At 33.4% G+C, this 20479-nt stretch carries 12 protein-coding genes and 1 tRNA gene; 4 read left to right on the forward strand and 9 right to left on the reverse strand.

Features of this window, described 5'->3' with window-relative positions:
• Positions 1 to 211: 211 nt before the first annotated feature.
• The 4 genes from murB to GOY07_RS02210 all read right to left on the reverse strand — a co-directional run bounded on the left by murB (position 212) and on the right by GOY07_RS02210 (position 5921).
• Positions 212 to 1099: a UDP-N-acetylmuramate dehydrogenase gene (gene murB / locus GOY07_RS02195; RefSeq protein ID WP_175837889.1), complete on the reverse strand. Its 888-nt coding sequence runs from the start codon at positions 1097 to 1099 to the stop codon at positions 212 to 214.
• Positions 1090 to 1968: a hydroxymethylbilane synthase gene (gene hemC / locus GOY07_RS02200; RefSeq protein WP_175837891.1), complete on the reverse strand. Its 879-nt coding sequence runs from the start codon at positions 1966 to 1968 to the stop codon at positions 1090 to 1092. The genes murB and hemC overlap by 10 nt, the downstream gene beginning before the upstream one ends.
• A gap of 964 nt (positions 1969 to 2932) precedes the next feature.
• Positions 2933 to 3007 (reverse strand) — tRNA-Arg (locus GOY07_RS02205).
• A gap of 340 nt (positions 3008 to 3347) precedes the next feature.
• Positions 3348 to 5921, reverse strand: coding sequence for a valine--tRNA ligase (locus GOY07_RS02210; protein WP_175837892.1), 2574 nt, complete (start codon positions 5919 to 5921; stop codon positions 3348 to 3350).
• Between the two features lie 869 nt (positions 5922 to 6790).
• Between GOY07_RS02210 and GOY07_RS02215 the strand changes: the two genes are divergently transcribed.
• A complete protein-coding gene (locus tag GOY07_RS02215; RefSeq protein ID WP_246224334.1) occupies positions 6791 to 7993 on the forward strand; it encodes an MFS transporter in 1203 nt (400 codons plus the stop codon).
• Positions 7994 to 8237: 244 nt separating this feature from the next.
• Here the strand turns inward: GOY07_RS02215 and GOY07_RS02220 are convergent, their stop codons facing one another.
• The 5 genes from GOY07_RS02220 to hemJ form a co-directional block, all read right to left on the reverse strand.
• A complete protein-coding gene (locus tag GOY07_RS02220) occupies positions 8238 to 8669 on the reverse strand; it encodes a nucleoside deaminase (protein WP_175837896.1) in 432 nt (143 codons plus the stop codon).
• 39 nt (positions 8670 to 8708) lie between these two features.
• Positions 8709 to 10313, reverse strand: coding sequence for a CTP synthase (locus GOY07_RS02225; protein ID WP_175837897.1), 1605 nt, complete (start codon positions 10311 to 10313; stop codon positions 8709 to 8711).
• Positions 10313 to 10588: a preprotein translocase subunit SecG gene (gene secG, locus GOY07_RS02230; protein WP_246224337.1), complete on the reverse strand. Its 276-nt coding sequence runs from the start codon at positions 10586 to 10588 to the stop codon at positions 10313 to 10315. The genes GOY07_RS02225 and secG overlap by 1 nt, the downstream gene beginning before the upstream one ends.
• Before the next feature lie 229 nt (positions 10589 to 10817).
• Entirely contained in the window at positions 10818 to 13481 is a 2664-nt protein-coding gene (ppdK, locus tag GOY07_RS02235) for a pyruvate, phosphate dikinase (protein ID WP_175837899.1), read from the reverse strand.
• A 21-nt stretch (positions 13482 to 13502) separates the two neighbouring features.
• Positions 13503 to 13931: a protoporphyrinogen oxidase HemJ gene (gene hemJ / locus GOY07_RS02240; protein WP_175837901.1), complete on the reverse strand. Its 429-nt coding sequence runs from the start codon at positions 13929 to 13931 to the stop codon at positions 13503 to 13505.
• 64 nt (positions 13932 to 13995) lie between these two features.
• On the opposite strand from hemJ, the gene pdhA reads away from it, so the two are divergent.
• The 3 genes from pdhA to dnaJ all read left to right on the forward strand — a co-directional run bounded on the left by pdhA (position 13996) and on the right by dnaJ (position 19576).
• Positions 13996 to 14985, forward strand: a complete 990-nt coding sequence (pdhA, locus tag GOY07_RS02245) for a pyruvate dehydrogenase (acetyl-transferring) E1 component subunit alpha (RefSeq protein ID WP_175837903.1) — start codon at positions 13996 to 13998, stop codon at positions 14983 to 14985.
• A 1078-nt stretch (positions 14986 to 16063) separates the two neighbouring features.
• A complete protein-coding gene (locus GOY07_RS02250; RefSeq protein ID WP_175837905.1) occupies positions 16064 to 17302 on the forward strand; it encodes an RluA family pseudouridine synthase in 1239 nt (412 codons plus the stop codon).
• A gap of 1149 nt (positions 17303 to 18451) precedes the next feature.
• Positions 18452 to 19576 carry a molecular chaperone DnaJ gene (gene dnaJ / locus GOY07_RS02255; protein ID WP_175837907.1) on the forward strand — a complete coding sequence of 375 codons (1125 nt, stop codon included), beginning with the start codon at positions 18452 to 18454 and terminating at the stop codon, positions 19574 to 19576.
• Positions 19577 to 20479: the final 903 nt, after the last annotated feature.

Genomic DNA, 20479 nt, shown 5'->3' on the forward strand with positions numbered 1-20479 from the left:
TCATCTAATCTAATATCATTCCCAACTGGGCATAAAGAATAGATAGACAATAGTTGTATGGAGCTTTATCTATACAGTTAGTGTATGTATCTTGAAATGCAACATATTTTTTGTGCTAAAACTATTATACATTACCTATCAGTTTCCTATGGAAAAGATTGAACACAATAAATACCAGGGGCTAATAAATTTACGTAGGCTATAAAACTGCTTAATGGGCACCCAAGACCCTTATTTCCCATTCAAGTTCAATGTTAAATTTGTTTTTTACTGCATCTCTTACCTTGTTGCCAAGGTTTTCCAAATCAGATGCAGTTGCATTATTGTAATTAAGTAAGAAATTGCAGTGCTTCTTAGAAATTTTAGCTCCACCATTATTTAATCCTCGACAACCAGATCCATCAATCAGTTTCCATGCTTGGTAAGCTCTGGGATTTTTGAATATACACCCGGCAGTTTTTCCTCTCACTAGCTGGCTCTTGTTTTTTTTATCAATAATTTCTTTTAATTTATATAATATAACCTCATGCCTTGAACTTACCCCTTTAAACTCAGCTTCGATAAAAATCCACTGCCCTTTTAAGCTGTGCCCACGATAAATATAACCCATTTCTTTGCTGGAGAATTCATATAGATTTCCATCACTTAGATTCACCGCCTTTATAGATTGAACAACGCTTGCAATATCACTACAATATGCACCTGCATTCATTTCTATTCCACCACCAATTGTTCCTGGAATTCCAACTAGAAACTCAAGCCCACTAATTTGTTGCTCTCCTGCAAAGTAAGCAAGATTGCTGAGTGAAACAGCACCACCTGCAACGATAGAGTTGTTACTTTTGCATTTAATATATGAAAACTCCTTACCTAATTTTATTGTTATTCCTCGAATGCCACTATCACGCACTATTATATTGGATGTTGCACCAATAACACTAATTGGTAATTCAGTATTCTTGATTAAAAATATTAAATCTTCAATGTCACGTGGTTTAAACAATACATCAGCTTGTCCACCAACATTTAACCATGTTATTTTAGACATTAGGACACTATAACGATAGATTCCACATACTTCAGGTAAGCTTATAGGCATTTTGATTTTAATTCCAGTCCTGCATCCATACCAATTTTTTCTGCATCTTCTATAAATGAAGTGCGCTCAGTAAAGTATATATTTTTTTTATCTGCCAACATACAATAAAGATGTAGCACATTTTTACCCACATATTTTGCCAAAGCTGCAAGTGGTGTAAAGCATGACCCATTTACTGTTTTCATAAAGCTGCGTTCTGATCTCACTCTTATAAAAGACTTATTGTTATTGATTTTCTCTAAAAGATCTATAATTTTTACGTCATTTTTTCTACATTGAATGCAAATTGCCCCCTGTCCTACTGCACTTAACATAGTTTTCGGTGACAATACCTCCGTAATCAAGTAGTCCTTTTTTAACCTTATTAATCCTGCTTCAGCTAGAATTATTCCATCAAAATTTTGATTCTGCAGTCTAGTTGTCACATTTCCACGCAGTGGCACTATATTTAAATCTGGTCTAAAATTTAGCAACTGAACTCTTCTTCTTATTGAGGAAGTTGCAATTATAGCTCGTTGTGGCAAAGATTTAAGACTATCATACTTATTAGAAATAAATGTATCGTATGGGCTTAACCTCTCTAGAATACAAGGAATTATTAAGTCTTTTGAAAAAAATGCAGGAACATCTTTTAGTGAATGAACTGCCATATCTATGTTGCTCTCAATCAATTCAGTCTCAATTTCTTTAATGAACAGTCCTTTACCTCCTATTTCGGCAAGGTTAGCATTTGCATATTTATCACCGGAAGTTTTTATTTTAATGATCTCAATAGATAAATTAGGAAAAAAATCCAACAACTTTTGTTTTGCTTCCAAAACTTGAGCAATTGCAAGACTGCTTCCTCTGGTACCCATTCTGATTAACATATATTAAGTAGCTTTGAGAAAATTAATTAACAAATTGTTTAAGTTTTACGTCGTCATGTCTATCTTTTATTTTCTGTAATACCAATTCTTGTTGTTAATGGGTAAAAAATAAGTGGCATTTGTATTTAAGATTGGTGAGTATAGTCGTAAGTATATAATTTCACAATATTTTTAGGTACATAAGGCTTCTCGCGTTCTTAAATATTGTGGCATTCAATACAAATAAGCTAAAACTTTCTTCACTTCTATGATTAATTGTACTGTAGAAATAAAAATTTTGTCTACCTACTTTTACTTTAATCTATGTTCTAACGCCCCTTTTTAACCACTCATGTATATAACTTTCTAGTATGTAATAAATCATGATTCATCAAAGATGAATAACTCTTGTCAGGATACTTACCAATAGTTTTATTAAGCTTTTTCAAACTTTTCCCTACCTTCCTTTATCTTGTTAGGTGTACTGCAAATTTGCTGACATTAAAGCTAAATTTTTCTTGGATTCTCATTCTCGTTCTCTTAACAATAATTTTTTGAATTTGGCATAGAGCAAATTGGAGCCATTAATAAACTAAACTTCTAGCTTTTCGCTGATGCTTTAGGGAAAGCTCATATTATAAAGAAATTTGATAAAGTATAGCTAAGGAAAATTGATAAAAATAAGGGGGCAATTCACTGCGTCCTAATTTAACAATTAAAATACTACCTAAAAAAATAAAGCACATAATGGTCTGGAATATTAAAATCAATTTTGATAGAGATTAGAGTAAAAAAATTGATTATTGTAAAACATCAATCACTTTGATCCCATTACCGATAATTTGCGTAGGAGTTTAAAGAGCGCTATGTATACATATGTAAAAAACGAAAGATTGAACTTTAGCAAAGGAACCTAAAGTCTTTGCAGTTTACATGCTGAAAAATTGCAGATGGATTAGATCTTACTCATGTTTTCTATACCTTGTGCACCCTGAGCGACTTGAACGCCCGACCTTTTGATCCGTAGTCAAATGCTCTAATCCAACTGAGCTAAGGGTGCATTCATAAAATGAACTTTAACAGATTTATAGCTTAATTCAATTAATTTGGTTGAATAAAAAAACAGAATTCTGCTTATTACTGTAAACTTACTGACATTTAAGCCAAATTTTTCCTTGATTCTCATTTCTTCCAAATTTTAAGTACTTTATCTATAATGCTATTTCTTGTATAGTGATAATTAGTATAATAATGAGAATTATGGTATTACTACTAATCATTTTGTATGAAAGTGCGAGTGCTAGTTTATTGTGTAAATTCCCTATTACTACTCTCCGCAAGTAAAATAACTGCCAAAGTAGCATGAATGCTAAATGGATCAAGTTAGTTTCATATAGTAATTAATATGAATCTATGCTTACAATAAACTTTCTACTTTTAGTTGTAAGTCCTTCTTGTGTATTTTCATCACTCCATTCTATCATTTCAGCATTGCAGATCGTCTGTAAATCATTTTGCGCAGACTGATTCAACTTATCCTCTTGTACATTTGCTTTTATTATTAATTTTTTTATCAAATGCTTAACTGAGACATTATTGTCCGCTTTTATTTTTCTCACGATATTTAATATCTGCATGAAATTATCTCCCATTTCTTCAGAATGCTTATCATAGATAAGCTCTTCCTTATTCGGCCAATTACCTCTATTATGCACAGAATTATAGCTATATAGTTGATGGTATATTTCTTCCGTAATATATGGTAGAAAAGGTGCAAATAACCGCAAAATAATATTTAATACACACGTCAAGCTTTGTTTCGCACTTAAATTTTCCTTACTGCTTACTTTATTTCCGTATGCACGTTTCTTTGCTAATTCCAAATAATTGTTACAAAAATCTTTCCAAAAAAATTCTTCTACTGTACTCAAAGCTACACAGTATTCAAATTGTAATAAGTTATCCGTTGCTTTTTCTATAACCTTGTATAATTTAGACAATATCCACTGATCCATTGTCTCACTGACAGAATTTATATTTATAGCTTGATGCTTTTCTATGAACATAGAAACAAACTTGCTGGCATTCCAAAGTTTTGTAACAAGGCGCTTGCCAATTTTTAATGTATTTTCAGAATATACTGTATCAACCCCAAGATTTGAGTTTGCTGCCCAATAACGCACTACATCTGCACCGTATATATCAAGTATCGACTTTGGAGTTATTATGTTACCTTTTGATTTACTCATCTTTTTCTTATCATCAGCTAAGCACCAGCCACTGATCATGATATTTTTCCATGGTAAAGAATTTGCATGGTAGTACGCTTTCAAAATCGTATAAAAAGCCCAAGTTCTTATTATTTCATGGCTTTGGCTACGTAGATCCGCAGGAAATATCTTGTTATAACGGTGATTTAGCAAGCTAAACTCACTATTTATTGCTAATGCATTCAGTTGAGGAGTAATTGCACTTGTAGCCCAGGTATCCATTACATCTTGATCTGGAATCACCTCATTCTTACTATACCCCTTAGGCAAATCCTTCAATGGATCTATAGGCAAGTTATTTACTTCAGCTATGATGATTTTACCTTCTTCCCCTTTACGTTTTGAATACCACACTGGAAATGGTACACCAAAATAACGTTGCCTTGAGATACACCAGTTCCAATTTAGTCCTTCTATCCACACTTCTATACGCTTGCGCATGGTGCTTGGGTGCCAGTTACATTCTTTTACTTTATCTAATATCTGAGCTTTTTGATCTAAAGTCTTAATAAACCATTGATAAGTAGGCAATATTTCAAGTGGCGCACCAGACCTCTCTGCATATTTGACAGAATGAGAAATGTTGATGCTTTCTGTTAGAAGTCCTCTTTTAGTTAAAATTTCAATTATCCTCTTTCTTGCTTCTCTAATCCTTAGTCCATTGATTTCATTGTAGACTTCAGTATTACACACTGGAATGACGCTATGATGTAGTGAAATTGCACCTTCCTTTATAATCTTAGTACTTCTTTCTTCTGTCATTCCATTACCTTGACAATGGGATCTATTACTATCGTACACTGAATAATTTAGGTTTATTCTTCCATCCTGATCTATAATAATCTTTATCGGCAAATTATGTTTTTGTTGCCAATATATGTCAAGTTCATCACCGAATGTACAACACATAACAAGCCCAGTACCTTTATCTACCTTAACCTTATCATCAGCTATTATTGGAACTTTTGCTCCTATTATTGGTACTACAGATGTTTTTCCGATCAGATGAGCATAACGTGCATCCTCTGGGTGGCAAAAAACTGCAACACATGCTGGAAGTAACTCAGGCCGCGTCGTTGCAATATCGATTTGCTCATTTTCTTCAGTGGAAAAAGTTATTGTGTTTAAAGATGACTCACAGACTTTTTCTTCTATTTCTGCTTGTGCAATTGCTGTTTTATCAATCGGATCCCAAAGAATAGGCTGCATCTTTTTATATGCATATCCCTTATTATATAGATCAATGAACGACATTTGAGAAAGCGTTACAGTTTCTTTGCTGATTGTATGGTATACCAAACCCCAGTCATAACTAATACCAACTGATCTGAATAGTTCCTTAAATTCTTGCTTTGATTTTTCGATAACGTTATAGCACATCTCTATAAATTTTTCTCTGCCAACTTCTCTTGCACGGGTTTTATAAGTTTGTTCTACCAATCTTTCAGTAGGAAGGCCATTGTTATCAAATCCAATTGGATAAAAGACATCTTTTCCAAGCATGCGTTGAAATCTTGCAATAAAGTCTGTGTGACAATAGCTGAATATGTGACCAATATGCAATTTACCTGATATCGTTGGCGGAGGTGTATCTATAGTAAAAGTATTCTCCTTTTTACCATTCCATTTATAAATCCCTCTACCTTCCCATAACATATTATACTTATTTTCAACTTCTTTGAAGCTGTATTTTTTTTCTAACATGATCACTTAAAGTATTCCTTAATTTCAAATCAATAGCCTAACATAAGCGGTTTCCCTATGTATAACTAAATTTCCTGAATCTAAGTGTCAAGCACATATCTGGATTACACCAGACCAATTTCCACTGTGCAAGAAACAGATAGACAATAATGAAAAAAAAGAAGCCTTTGACGAATCGCGGTTGGTACGCATTCGAAAGTTGGATAAGGGTGGTTTAAAATGGCATTAAAACACAAGTAAAATTAGATAGACAAAAATTTTATCTCTTTTATACCGTGTATTAACACTAATTGTATGAACGTATCTCTTGAATAAATGTGCAATTTTTAAAATACAAGAAGCCATTGAGTTCAATCATACCAAGAGACTTTTGCTGTATATAAACAGAACATTTTGCGTAGCAAAGTCTGTGTGTAAATTTACAACTTCTCTTTATTCTCACTACGCAATAAAACAACTCTATAATATCATTTATTTGTTCTATATAATAGTGAGAATCATATTATGAGCGTGGATCTAGAGACACCTTAAATGTGAGAATTGCAATATGACAAATTGTGCTCTCAGCGCGCTACGCGAAGGAAGAAGTACTGGAGTGACATTAAAAGAGTTGTCTTTCTAGTGAGTTTCACCTGTAACCAATCATCTTTTACATTTATAGCAACAAGATACTGCTTTAGGCTATATTCATAGTAGCTTTATCACTAAACTTAAAAGTCAAATCCATATCAGGTTGTAGCTTTACTAAACCCCAAAAAGCAGTCACAATGAAGTAAGCAAATATTTACAAGTTAAATTTAGTGTGCAATCAGCAAACAAGAGCGTTGATATCAACAATACTCTGTAGAATTGCAATATGGTATGATCACATGCTCTTTATTGATTTGGTCAATATAATCAGTAGAGAGTTTTGTTCTGCAAAAGACGTCTACTACAATATACTGCAATTATTTGGAATTGCAGGGCTGGGTGCTATGGTCAGGCCACTTGGTGCATCTGCATTTGGTCACATTGGTGATAGGCATGGAAGAAGGATGGCACTAACGATTGCTATCTTGCTAATATCGATCTCATCTAGTCTTGTCGCGTTTATTCCAGGTTATAATCGAATAGGTATAACCTCTACTATATTACTTCTTGCAATCCATGTAACACAAGGGATTGCGCTAGGCGCTGAACAAGGAGGCAGTTCTGTTTATCTCATAGAGCATTTATCCAACAAAAAAAAACTAGGAATGTTTTTTGGAATAATAAGTTTTGGTCGCTCCATTGCTGTCCTGCTTTCTGTCGTGATAGTGATTATATGCAAAAAAACTACTGATTTTAACGCCTGGGGCTGGAGAATGCCGTTTACTTTTTCAGCAATTTTGGGATTAATGAGTGCATATAGTATATACACATTAGGAGAAACCCCAGCATATAAAAAAAATAGAGAACAAAGAAATTTGCCTAATTTACCAATAATAGAGCTTATAAAGCGCTATAAGAGAGCCATGATACTTGCCGTTTTAATATCTGTACCTGTTAATGTTGCTGTTGGATTTACTATATTTCTTCGAACAATTGCAAAAGAAATAGTACCAGTTGAGACTTATGTAACAACATATGTTAACGAAATTGTATTGATTATAACCAGTGTATTAATACCAATATCTTCAATAGCACTAGGAATGTTAGTGGATAGAGTAGGAAAAGAGCGCACTGCAATTTTATTTATAGTAATTACGATGATACTATGTTGTCCTATGTTATCTATTGCATATTACTATAAAAGTTACCTTATAATTATGTTGAGTGTAATGGCCCTCTCTATAATAGAAAGGGGTATCAATCCCATAGGAATAGTTGCATCTGAACTCTTCCCTACCAACGTTAGGTTTAGTGGAGTGAGTTTATCACGCAATATCTCTTTTGCCTTGCATGGTGGATTTACCCCAATGATATGCACTTGGTTTACCATAACGTTCCCTCGAATAAATTTTGTTGCTGGACTTTATATAATTTTCTGCTTATTAATCAGTCTGATAGCAATACTACAAATAAAATCACAAGATAAAAATTTTGATTGGTAAAAATTCTATATAAATTACATACGTTAAGTGAAGCTTACATAGATTATGTATTAGTTGACATAAGTCAAAACTTACCGAAGATCAATAAAATCAGTAACATAATCACTTTGCTTGAGAGCGCTTATGTAAATTTATTACCTCTCCTCCTTTCCACTCTGTGGCAGTTAAACAACTTTATAACATCACTTATGTAACTTACTAATAAGCGGGTAAAATACTACTATGTGCATGGTTATATAAGAATCTAATGACAATTGTTAGGGCCTCTCAGTTTCTCAAAAAAATCTTTTAACAAAAAAGAGCACTCTGTCTCTAATATTCCACCATAAATTTCAGGTACGTAGCTGCAAAATTGAAATATTTTAGCACCATTTTCAATTCCTCCACCTTTTGAATTATAAGCTCCAAAATACAACCTCTTAATTTTTGCAAAGGAGACAGCTTGAGCACACATCGGACATGGTTCTAATGTTACGTACATGTCAGCATCACAAAGTACTGGTGTCGAAAGTAATTTACATGCTTGCCTGATCACTAATATCTCTGCATGTGCAGTTGGATCACTGGACATATTATGTGCAAAGGAAATAATGTCATCTCCATTAACTATCACAGCTCCTATAGGAACTTCATACTTTTTTTTGGCAAGCTCAGCTTGCTCTATGGCAAGCTTCATATATTGGCATTTAAACACTTTTCTTTGTTTATCCTCTTCTTAAATTCTATTAACCGCTGCCTTAACAAAGGATATAAAAAGAGGATGAGGAGAAAACGGCTTCGATTGGAATTCTGGATGAAATTGAACACCGATAAACCATGGGTGATTTTCTAACTCTACTGCTTCTATACATGTTTCATCTTCTGACATGCTACTACATATTAGTCCATTTTTTTCTAAATCATCTTTATAATCTAAATTAATTATGTATCTATGTCTGTGTCTTTCCGAAACAATAGCACTGCTATATGCACCTGCCATTTTGGAGTTTGGTCTTATATTACATTTGTATGCCCCAAGTCTCATAATTCCACCAAGATTAGCATTTTTATTACCAACTAGCTTAACGATTGGGTGTCTACAAGTATAAAACTCTTCAGAGTGTACATCTTCAAACTTAATAACATTGCGAGCAAATTCAATAACTGCAAGCTGCATACCAAGGCATATTCCAAAAAACGGGATATTATTTATGCGAGCGTAATTTATCGCTAACATTTTACCTTCTATTCCATTATCACCAAAACCACCTGGAACAAGAACTGCATGAGAATTTTTTAATTTATCCTCTATAAGCTCTTTATTTACAGAACTTTCGCTCTCCTCTCTTGAATTAACCCAATTTATCTTCACTCCCACTCCATTACTAATTGCACCATGACTTAATGCCTCAATTAGTGACTTATATGTATCAGGAAATTCAGTATATTTTCCCACTATAGACACAGTAACTTCCTGTATTGGATGCATCATAGAATGCACTATTTGATTCCACTCAGTCAGATTTGGTTTTGGTTTAGTTAAATAAAAATGTTCCAAAATTTGTGTACCAAGTCCATATTGACTATATAATACAGGCAGTTCATATATATGGCTTACATCAGGAGCTGGTATTACATTAGATAAAGAAACATTACAAAGGTTGGCTATTTTCCCTCTCTGATTACAAGAAATTTCTTTTTCACTACGGCATAATATAATATCTGGTTGCAGCCCTGCAAAATTTAGCTCTCGGACTGAATGCTGTGTTGGCTTTGTCTTTAGTTCTTGTGCTGCAGCAAGATATGGTACTAAAGTTAAGTGAACAAGAATAACTCTTTGTTTTCCTAGCTTATAGTCAATTTGACGTATGGCTTCTAAAAAAGGTTGGCTTTCAATATCACCTACAGTCCCACCAATTTCACATATTACAAAATCTAAGCCTTCTGTACCATTAAAAATAAATGACTTGATCAGATCCGTTACATGAGGAATGACTTGCACAGTTTTGCCAAGATAATCCCCACACCTTTCTTTTTTCAATAATTCATAATATATCTTACCAGTTGTTATGTTGTCATCTTTAGTTGCTCTAATTCCAGTAAAACGCTCATAGTGCCCAAGATCCAAATCAGTTTCAGCACCGTCTTCAGTAACAAATACTTCTCCATGCTGGGTTGGGCTCATCATTCCAGGATCAATATTTAGATATGGATCAAGTTTTCTGATGCGAACTTTAAAGTTGTGAGATTGAAGAAGTGCACCTATACTGGAAGCAACCAAACCTTTACCGAGTGATGAAACAACTCCACCTGTTACAAAAATAAATTTAGCGTCTTTCATTAATTTTCAAAGGGAACAGAAGTAGATTCATTTTTTTGTTGTTTTTCCAATATAATTTTCTCTGCTATCGATTTTTTATGTACATCTTTTGAACATAACCCTGACAATAGTAATGTGTTCATAATAAACAACCCAACAACTATGGCTGTTATTCCGCTAAGCGGATCTGCAGAAGCCTTTATCGGCATTATCGAATTAAGTCCTTGCTGCGAACTACTAAAGCCACTTAGTGAGCTACTTCCTGGTGGCCGCAAGAGTACCAAAATTACTAACATAACAACCAATACTATTTGGAACACGCTTAATATCGTTATTGACATAATAAGTAGAATTGAAAATAAAAATTCTAGGAGCACAAAGTATATAAGTCAAGTTCTTATACAGACCTATTATTCAATAAATTTATTAAATATTTTACTTTAAAATCTAATTTCTTATTAAAGTAGCTTAGAAAACACCTAAGAGAGAAAATTATTTTAGATATATGCTGGAAAGTACCACTTGTTACTGTTTTCTGCTTTGCTTAGCACACTTAGATCTCTGCGCTGCTACTAGCTTTGCAATTGGTATTCTATAAGGTGAACATGAGATATAATCCACCCCTAACTTAATGAAAAACTCTATTGATTCTGGATCTGCTCCGTGCTCTCCACATATGCCAAGTTTAAGTTCTTTTCTGGTTTTTTTGCCTTTTTCGATAGCTATTTTAATTAACTCCCCTACCCCTTCAATATCTAGTACTTCAAACGGATCGTTTTCAAATATATTGTTTCCTTTATAAGAATTGAGAAAATTGACTGAATCATCCCTTGAGAGCCCCATAGTTGTTTGCGTTAAATCATTAGTGCCAAAACTAAAAAACTCTGCGTGTTTTGCTAAATTACCAGCAATCATTGCTGCACGCGGTAGCTCTATCATCGTTCCAATTGAATAGTTCACATCGAAATTTTCGGCCTCTTTCTTTAACAACTTACATATTAAAATAAACTCTTTCTCATTCATGATAAAAGGAATCATAATTTCTGGCTTAATTTCTACCTTTTTTTCCTTCTTTAACTCATCTACGCCACTGAATATTGCCCTAGCTTGCATACTATATATTTCAGGATAAGAAATAGCCAGCCTGCAGCCTCGGTGGCCAAGCATTGGGTTTTTTTCTGATAACTGTGCTATTTTATTTTTTACTGATTCAACTGACTTATTTAGTGATTTAGCCATTTTTTCTATAGTCGATTGATTACTAGGTAGAAATTCATGTAGAGGCGGATCAAGTAAACGTATAGTAACCTTCATACCTAGCATGATGGAAAATATCTCTTTGAAATCAGACTTTTGCATCTCCTCTAACTTGCTTAATGCACTTGCTCTTTCAGCTTTGTCATCAGCTATTATCAATCTTCGAATAAACTCAATCCTGTCATTAGCAAAAAACATATGCTCTGTACGGCATAAACCTATACCTTCAGCACCGAATTCTTTAGCAATTTTTGCATCTTTTGGAGTATCAGCATTTGCTCTTACTTTAATTGTTTTAGTTTCATCTATCCAGTTAATTATCGTCTTAAATTCTTGCGATAACTCAGGTAAAATTGTAGGAAGGATGCCAAGCATAATCTCACCTGTTCCTCCATTGATGGTTATCGGATCACCTTTATCTACTATTGTATCTCCTACAGAAAAGAAACTTCCGTTTTTATCGATATAAAGTCCACTTACACTACAAATGCATGGCTTACCCATCCCGCGAGTTATAACTGCAGCATGTGAAGTCATCCCTCCTCGTGCTGTTATCATACCACTTGCAGCATTTATTCCATTGATATCTTCTGGGCTCGTTTCTGATCTTACTAAAATTACTTTTTTGCCCTGTTCTGCAGTTTTTTCTGCATCATTTGCACTGAAAGCTACATATCCTGAAGCAACGCCTGGAGAAGCTGGCAGTCCCTTACCTATTACTTTTTGATCGCCTTTAGCTTCAAGAACTGGATGCAATAAATTATCAAAAATTTTTGGATCAATTTTTAGTATTCCCTCCTCTTTTGTAATCGTTCCTTCTTTCACCATATCAACTATTATGTGAATAGTAGCTTCAGCTGTACGCTTACCAGACCTAGTTTGTAAAATCCATAACTTGCCATTCTGTACAGTAAATTCAATATCTTGCATGTCTTTATGGTGCGTCTCAAGTTTTTTACATATCTCACATAATTCTTGATAAACGTTTGACATCAGCTTTTCCATAGTGTTTTCTTGTTCTCCATTAATCGGTATAGGAGTATAAGAGCCAGAAACCACATCTTCACCTTGAGCATTGACCAAAAATTCGCCAAAACATTTTTTTTCCCCAGTTGAAGGATTGCGTGTAAATATCACGCCAGTTGCTGAATTATTATTCAGATTACCAAAAACCATTGCTTGTACATTAACTGCAGTTCCAAGATCTTCAGGGATATTATGAATTTTTCTATAGGAAACAGCTCTATCATTTTGCCAAGAAGCAAATACCGCATTTACTGAGCTTAGCAACTGCTCTTCAACGTTCTGCGGAAAATATTTCTCTGCTTTTTTATGCACTATATTTTTGAAAGAGAGAACAATCTTCTTTAAAACATCAACATTAAGATCAGCTAAACTTTTTGCTCCATTTTTTTGTTGTTCTTTATCAATAACGCTTTGGAACAAATGGTGGTCGAGTTGTAATACAATATTGGAATACATCATAATAAAACGGCAGTAGCTATCGTAAGCAAAACGTTCTCCACTTCTTCTTGCAAGACCAATGACAGTTGTATCATTTAAGCCAACATTTAAAATTGTATCGAGCATACCAGGCATTGAACTAACACTACCAGAACGGATTGAAATCAACAAAGGATTATTTAAATCTCCGAATTTACAACCTGTATCATTTTCAAGCATTGTCATATATTCTTTAATTGTGCTACATAAGTTAGCAGGTAGTCCATTACCTTGGTAATAATTTTTATAAGCAGAAGTAGAGATTGTAAAGCCAGGTGGAACTGGAATGCCAATGTTGCACATTTCTGCTAAATTTGCTCCCTTTCCTCCAAGCAAATTTTTCATTTTTGCATTGCCTTCACACTTGTTCTGACTAAAGTAGTATATTAACTTTTCTTTTATCATTTCTTGCTTTTTCTTGATAAACATATTTTATAAAAACAGTATCTACTAAAAAGGTTTCATAACAACCATAATAACTATGATTATTATCAATACCGTGACCGCCTCATTTAAAACGCGAAAATAAATGTGAGTTTTCTTATTTGAACCCATTACAAACTTCTTCCTGTGCATTGCAAGTAGCTTATGAATACTAAACATAAAGAATAATGCCAGTGCTTTTATATGAAACCACCCTTCGCGATATGTTTCCTTAATAATCATTAATATAACTCCAAAGCTGAGCGACAAAAGCATTGCAGGATTTATAATATACCTTAAAAGCCTCCTTTCCATTGTTTGAAGTAAGCTATCACTTTCCGATCTTGGCTTTACAGTTACGTGGTAAACGTATAGCCTAGGTAAATAAAGCATACCTGCCATCCATACAATGATGAAAATAATATGAAAAGCCTTGAACCAGCGGTAATAATCCATGTAGATATTGTTACAAGATGTTAAAATTTCTGATATTATTTTAGTTTAATAAAAAAAAAACAAGATGAAAGCAGAAAATTTCACTAAAGAGCGTATGATTGAATTTTACAGGAAAATGTTGCTTATACGCAGATTTGAGGAAAAGGCAGGGCAATTATATGGAATAGGACTAATAGGTGGATTTTGTCATCTATCAATAGGACAGGAGGCAGTTGCAGTTGGGACTTATGCTGCATCAAGACCTGGTGATGCTTTCGTCACAAGTTATAGGGACCATGGTTTAATGCTTGCATGTAATTCCAATCCAGAGATTGTGATGGCAGAGCTGACTGGCAAAGAAACGGGGTGCTCAAAAGGTAAAGGTGGCTCAATGCATATATTTGATGTCGAAAAGCAATTCTTTGGTGGACATGGAATAGTTGGTGCACAAGTTCCAATTGGCACGGGAATAGCATTTGCTAATAGATATAAGAAAAAAGATAACGTAGTGTTCACGTATTTTGGTGACGGTGCAGCAAGTCAAGGGCAAGTATATGAGTCATTTAATATGGCTTCCTTGTGGAAGTTACCTGTGGTTTATATCATAGAAAATAACAAGTATGCGATGGGAACCTCCGTACAAAGATCAACTTTAGTAACTGAGCTATATAAAAGAGGGGAAAGCTTTGGTATTCTTGGAAAGCAAGTTGATGGAATGAATTTCTTCCCTGTTTATGTGGCCACAAGTGAAGCAGCTGAGCACGCACGTAGCGGAAAAGGACCTATTTTACTTGAAATGAAGACATATCGATATCGCGGCCATTCGATGTCAGACCCTGCTACTTATCGTTCGAAAGAAGAAGTTGAAGACATGAAGCAAAATCATGATCCTATAAGCACTTTAAAGAAGTGCATAATAGATAATAAAATCGCTTCAGAGGAAGAATGTAAAGCAATTGACAAGGAAGTACGAGATTTAGTGAAAAAGTCAGAAGATTTTTCTAAAAACAGTGAAGAGCCAAACATTAATGAGCTATATACTGACGTTTATAAGTCTACTAGACGTTATTTGTAAATTAAAGATAAAAATAATTCCCTTACAAACCTTGCTAGCTCATAACACTGAAGCTTAATTATTTATCTTCCCTGTACAGATTGAACAATAAAAAAACTTAATGTATCTAACGCCTTATGTTTAATTTTTTGCACTGTGCGTACCTCACGTCTTTTATATGTCCACATTATCAACCAATACTATAAATCACATTTGCTGATACCAATTCTCATTGTTAGCGAGTCAAATAAGTAAAATTGCAGAATTGTTTAATTATGTAATAAGGAGGTAATAAGTTGTACAAAGCACTCTTAAGCAAAGTAACTGTATTATAACCTTTATTATGCAAAATCTTCTTGTTAAATTTTTTAATTTACACCAACTAGTGCCAATCCATGCCAAGAAAGGCTTCTCATATTCTTAAGTATTAGAACATTTATCAAGAAATATATTCATACAATCAGTGTTGATATTTAGTGCAAATAAGCTAGAACTCTCTCCATTTCCAGCATCTACTGCACTGTAACGCCATTTTAAAATCACTCGTGCTCAACTTTCAAATGTGTGACAAACTGCAATTCATCAAAGATGAATAACTCTTGTACGAAATATTTACTAATAGTCTCATTAAGTTTTTTAAAATCTTCCTGTCTATCTTTATCTTGTTCATTATGAATTGGTCTTGATGTAATATGTAAAACTTCATTTTTGAGGTATATTATAGACTTGCTGACATTCAAGCCAAATTTTCCTAGATTCTTATTTTCATTTCTCTAATGTTAATATTAGAATTTTCTTATATCCATACTTCAACTTATTTAAATTGGCTCTGATTTAATCTAGTTCTTCTATAGCGTTGAAACTGTGCTTTTTGCTGATTATAGCAGCTAGTTTTTTTGTAACATATGCGTTGCTTCACACTTTTTTAGCATTTCTTTTGCTGATTTCGCGAGATTTTTTTTATTTAAAAATTTTGATTCTAATGCCATTTAAACAGTGAAAATTGGTATAATAAACGATTTTGCAGAGTATATTTTGTGCTACACTTTAATCTATGCCATACAAATAACTGACACTGGTATTTATTCAGATAAAGTAGATGGAAAATATAAAAACCATATCAGTAGAAGATAACAATGTTAGGCTAGACAGATACATTAGAAGGATCTTTCCCAATTTAAAGCAATCTACAATTGAGAGGTCTTTAAGGAGAGGATTAATCAAAGTTAATGACTGCAAAGCCCAGTCTAATGACAGAGTAAATTACGGACAAATTATAATGATAAAATACTTAGATTGTATTAAAAATACTAATTCTGATTTCAAATATAATGAAAAATTGATAGAGCTATTAAGAAGTAACATATTATACGAGGACGAATATATATTAGCCATTAACAAACCTGCAGGAGTAATTGTTCAAGGTGGAATAAAAGTAAAGATTAGTATTAGTGACTTGCTTGATCAAATTAGAGAGGGGAAAATATTTAAAATTGTCCATAGACTAGATAAAGACACAAGCGGAGTAATAATATTCGCACGCAATGTTAATGTTGCCAGATATCTTATAGAGGAATTTAAAGGAAGGAGAGTAAAAAAAACTTACTTAGCATTAACCTCTGGCATACCAAGCAAGAATAGAGGAGTAATAGACTATCCATTGGTGAAGAAATATGTTTCAGGTCAAGAAAAAGTGGTCATTGACGAAAATTCATCCAAGAATGCTACTACACGTTTCTCGATTATAGCAAAATTCAAATTTAATAAACCTTTCATGCAACGTCCTATCATTCAAGTAGCTAATGCACAGTTATACGAACATTGTAATTCAAGTTTACCAAAAGTGCATCACTTAAGCGGCCTTTCTTCCTGTGATTTCAGTGCTCCCTTTTGTTATCCAAGTACCTTTTTTTGTCATCTCAGCGCCATGACATTGAGACCTGGCAAAATTGATTGTAAACAAGCGCATTACACAACATTCTCAATCAAAAAGTCAGATTCTAGTGCTAAACGCTGGAATGAAACTAGATCTGTTGCTTATTTAAAATTACAACCAATCACTGGCAGAACACATCAGTTGCGTGCACATTTAGCTTATATAAACTGTCCTGTTCTTGGTGACGGCAAATATGGTGGCAAAAAAGCTTTTGTCGATGGCATAGCAAGTAAAATCCACCTTCACTCATATTCTTTATCTTTAAAACTACCAAATGGTAAAAAAATCACTATTACTGCACCTCCCCCTGAGCATATCATAAAGTCCATTGAGACGCTACACACTCTCTTTCAAGAGACAAATACTAGAGAAGCTTGCAAAGCAGTAATTAAAAAAAAATAAAGAAATCACTAGAATCAAAATTTTTAAATAAAAAAAGTCTCGCGAAATCAGCAAAAGAAATGCTAAAAAAGTATGAAGTAACGCATATGTTACAAAAAAAACTAGCTGCTATAATCAGCAAAAAGCACAGTTTCAACGCCATAGAAGAACTAGATTAAATCAGAGCCAATTTAAATAAGTTGAAGTATGGATATAAGAAAATTCTAATATTAACATTAGAGAAATGAGAATAAGAATCTAGGAAAATTTGGCTTGAATGTCAGCAAGTCTATAATATACCTCAAAAATGAAGTTTCACATATTACGTCAAGACCAATCCATAATGAACAAGATAAAGATAGACAGGAAGAGTTTTAAAAAACTTAATGAGACTATTAGTAAATATCCCGTACAAGAGTTATTCATCTTTGATGAATTGCAGTTTGTCACACATTTGAAAGTTGAGCACGAGTGATTTTTAAAATGGCGTTACAGTGCAGTAGATGCTAGAAATGGAGAGAGTTCTAGCTTATTTGCACTAAATATCAACACTGACTGTATGAATATATTTCTTGAATAAATGTTCTAATACTTAAGAATATGAGAAGCCTTTCTTGGCATGGAATGGCACTAGTTGGTGTAAATTAAAAAATTTAACAGAGGATTTTGCATAATAAAGGCTATAATACAGTTACTTTGCTTAAGAGTGCTTTATACAATTTATTACTTCCTTACTACACAATTAAACAATTCTGCAATTTTACTTATTTGACTCGCTAACAATGATATTAATATTATCTGCGTTCTCTAAAATTGTTTTACTTTAAAGCTAGAGGTATAGGCACATTAGAAAATGTAGCAAATATTATAGATGCAAGTAATATAAGAGTACCCAAAGAACTTAGCTACAAGCTAAAATGCGTTAGCCTTGTTAAGTGAATTACCCAATATCTTCTTTTTTTATAAACAAAATTTTGGCTATATTATGCATAATACCGTATTTTTATTTGTTATCATATTAATATTATGCTGTACCCACACCCCATCAGCTTTGACAAGCTTTGGCATTATTAGCACATTATGTTCTTGTCTACATAGGAAATAGAGGCCACACTTGAAATTGATGTATACAATACCTATCTTTAAAAGTTAAATACTGAACTGTTACATATGAGTAAAAAAGACTACTATGAGCTGCTGGGAGTAGGTAGAAATGCTAGTATTGATGAAATAAAAAAAGCATATAAGAAATTAGCGTTAAAGTATCATCCAGATAGGAATCCTGGCAATAAAGAAGCAGAGGAAAAATTCAAAGAAATAACAGCTGCATATGAAGTCCTGTCTGATTCTGAGAAAAGAGCAGGCTATGATCGTTATGGTCGCGAAGGTGCTTCCAGTGGATTTGACTTCAGCCAAAGTTTTGGCTCTGCAGGAGATTTTAGTGACATATTCAATGATTTTTTTGGTGGAGGATTTGGTAGCTCAAGTAAATCAAAAGCAAAAAGAAGCACAACAGGAGCACCTGGAGCAGATTTGCGCTATGATCTTGAAATTACCTTAGAAGATGCATTTAAAGGAATACAAGCACCTATACATTACGTCACGAACGTAAAATGTGACACGTGTCAAGGTACGGGTAGTGAAGGGGCAATTAAACCAGTTCAGTGCCATACATGCCAAGGAAGTGGTAGAATTAGAACACAGCAAGGCTTTTTTACAATTGAAAGAACATGTACTACATGTTATGGAGAAGGAGAAATAGTACAGAATAAATGTAAGAAATGCGGTGGAAGTGGACGTAGAAGAGATGGAGTAAATATATCAGTTTCAATTCCAAAGGGCATAGAGGAAGGTGCTAAGGTAAGGGTAAGCGGTAAAGGAGAAGCTGGAGTAAGAGATGGAAAAAACGGAGATTTATATGTATATGTTAAAATTACTCCACATAAAATCTTTACCAGAAATAAAGCAGATTTACATTGTAAAGTTCCTATAAAAATGACACTAGCAGTACTTGGTGGTGAAATTGATGTTCAGTCTATTGATGGAACTAAAATAAAAGTAAAAGTTCCAGAAGGTACTCAGACTAGTACTAAACTACGCTGTAAGGAAAAGGGTATGCCTTATATGAACTCACATACTCGTGGTGATTTGTATGTACAAGTAATAGTTGAGACTTTAAATCCGAATAATTTAACTAAAAAGCAAATTGAGCTATTAAAAGCACTTGAAGAAGAGGAAAATGCAAGTATACATCAGCAATCTGAAGGATTCTTTAGTAAAGTAAAAAAAAAATAAGAAATTTGCTAAATGATATTAAAAGTAGCTAATTATTATTGAGTTCTTCTAAATTATCCTTTAATTACCTAGTACTTAGTGTATAACTACACTAGCAGTGTGATTTAAAAAGAGGGAGAAAACACGATTAAAAAATTACTTGACAAACTCTACCCTCACTTAATTATGAGTAATAAAGGATTAAGTTATCTTTAATCTGTATGGGTTATAATTATTATAGACCTTTATCACGTGAAACGTTCCATTTTACATATAACTTAAAGTCTTTTAATAGGATTGCGTACTATAATTAGCTAAATCTAGGTAGGTAATTATGTTTATTTTACCAATTCTTTTATCTATTAGACTTGCTTTATTCAATTATTTTAATAAATTAATAACGTGCGCTGCCTTAGTTACAGAAGCTGCTTTTAGTTACAAATTTAATAGTTAAATTTTATGATAAAGGAGAAAAGCTATATAGTCTAATAACGCACACAGTGTTATATTATGTCTTTAAATGATAAGATTTAAGCTTGATAATATTGACTTCATACACTGCAATTTTAGTGCCAATTTTCTCATGTGTAATCATTTTTGAAAAATTAAAATCCAAGCTCCAGTTCCATATAACAAATTTCATTACTTTTGTCACAGCATCAGTAATTGATAGTACCGTTAAGTACTTTGGCTATTATATAAGTTTTCTGTAAGAAAGTGCTTATTTATTAATACATGTCAGAGACTTAGCTCTTAAACTTTCCTACACATCAATATAGGGCACTAAGCTTTATGCCTAATCTGTTTTTTGACGGTGATTTCACGTTTTGAAAGCTGGAGTAATTCGTATTAGTAAGCACTTTCTTCAGGCATTTTTCTTGCTAGTTTCACGACTCTTTCATTCAATAATCTTGATTTTAACAC

It is taken from the genome of Wolbachia endosymbiont of Litomosoides sigmodontis, from assembly GCF_013365435.1.
GTDB lineage: Bacteria > Pseudomonadota > Alphaproteobacteria > Rickettsiales > Anaplasmataceae > Wolbachia.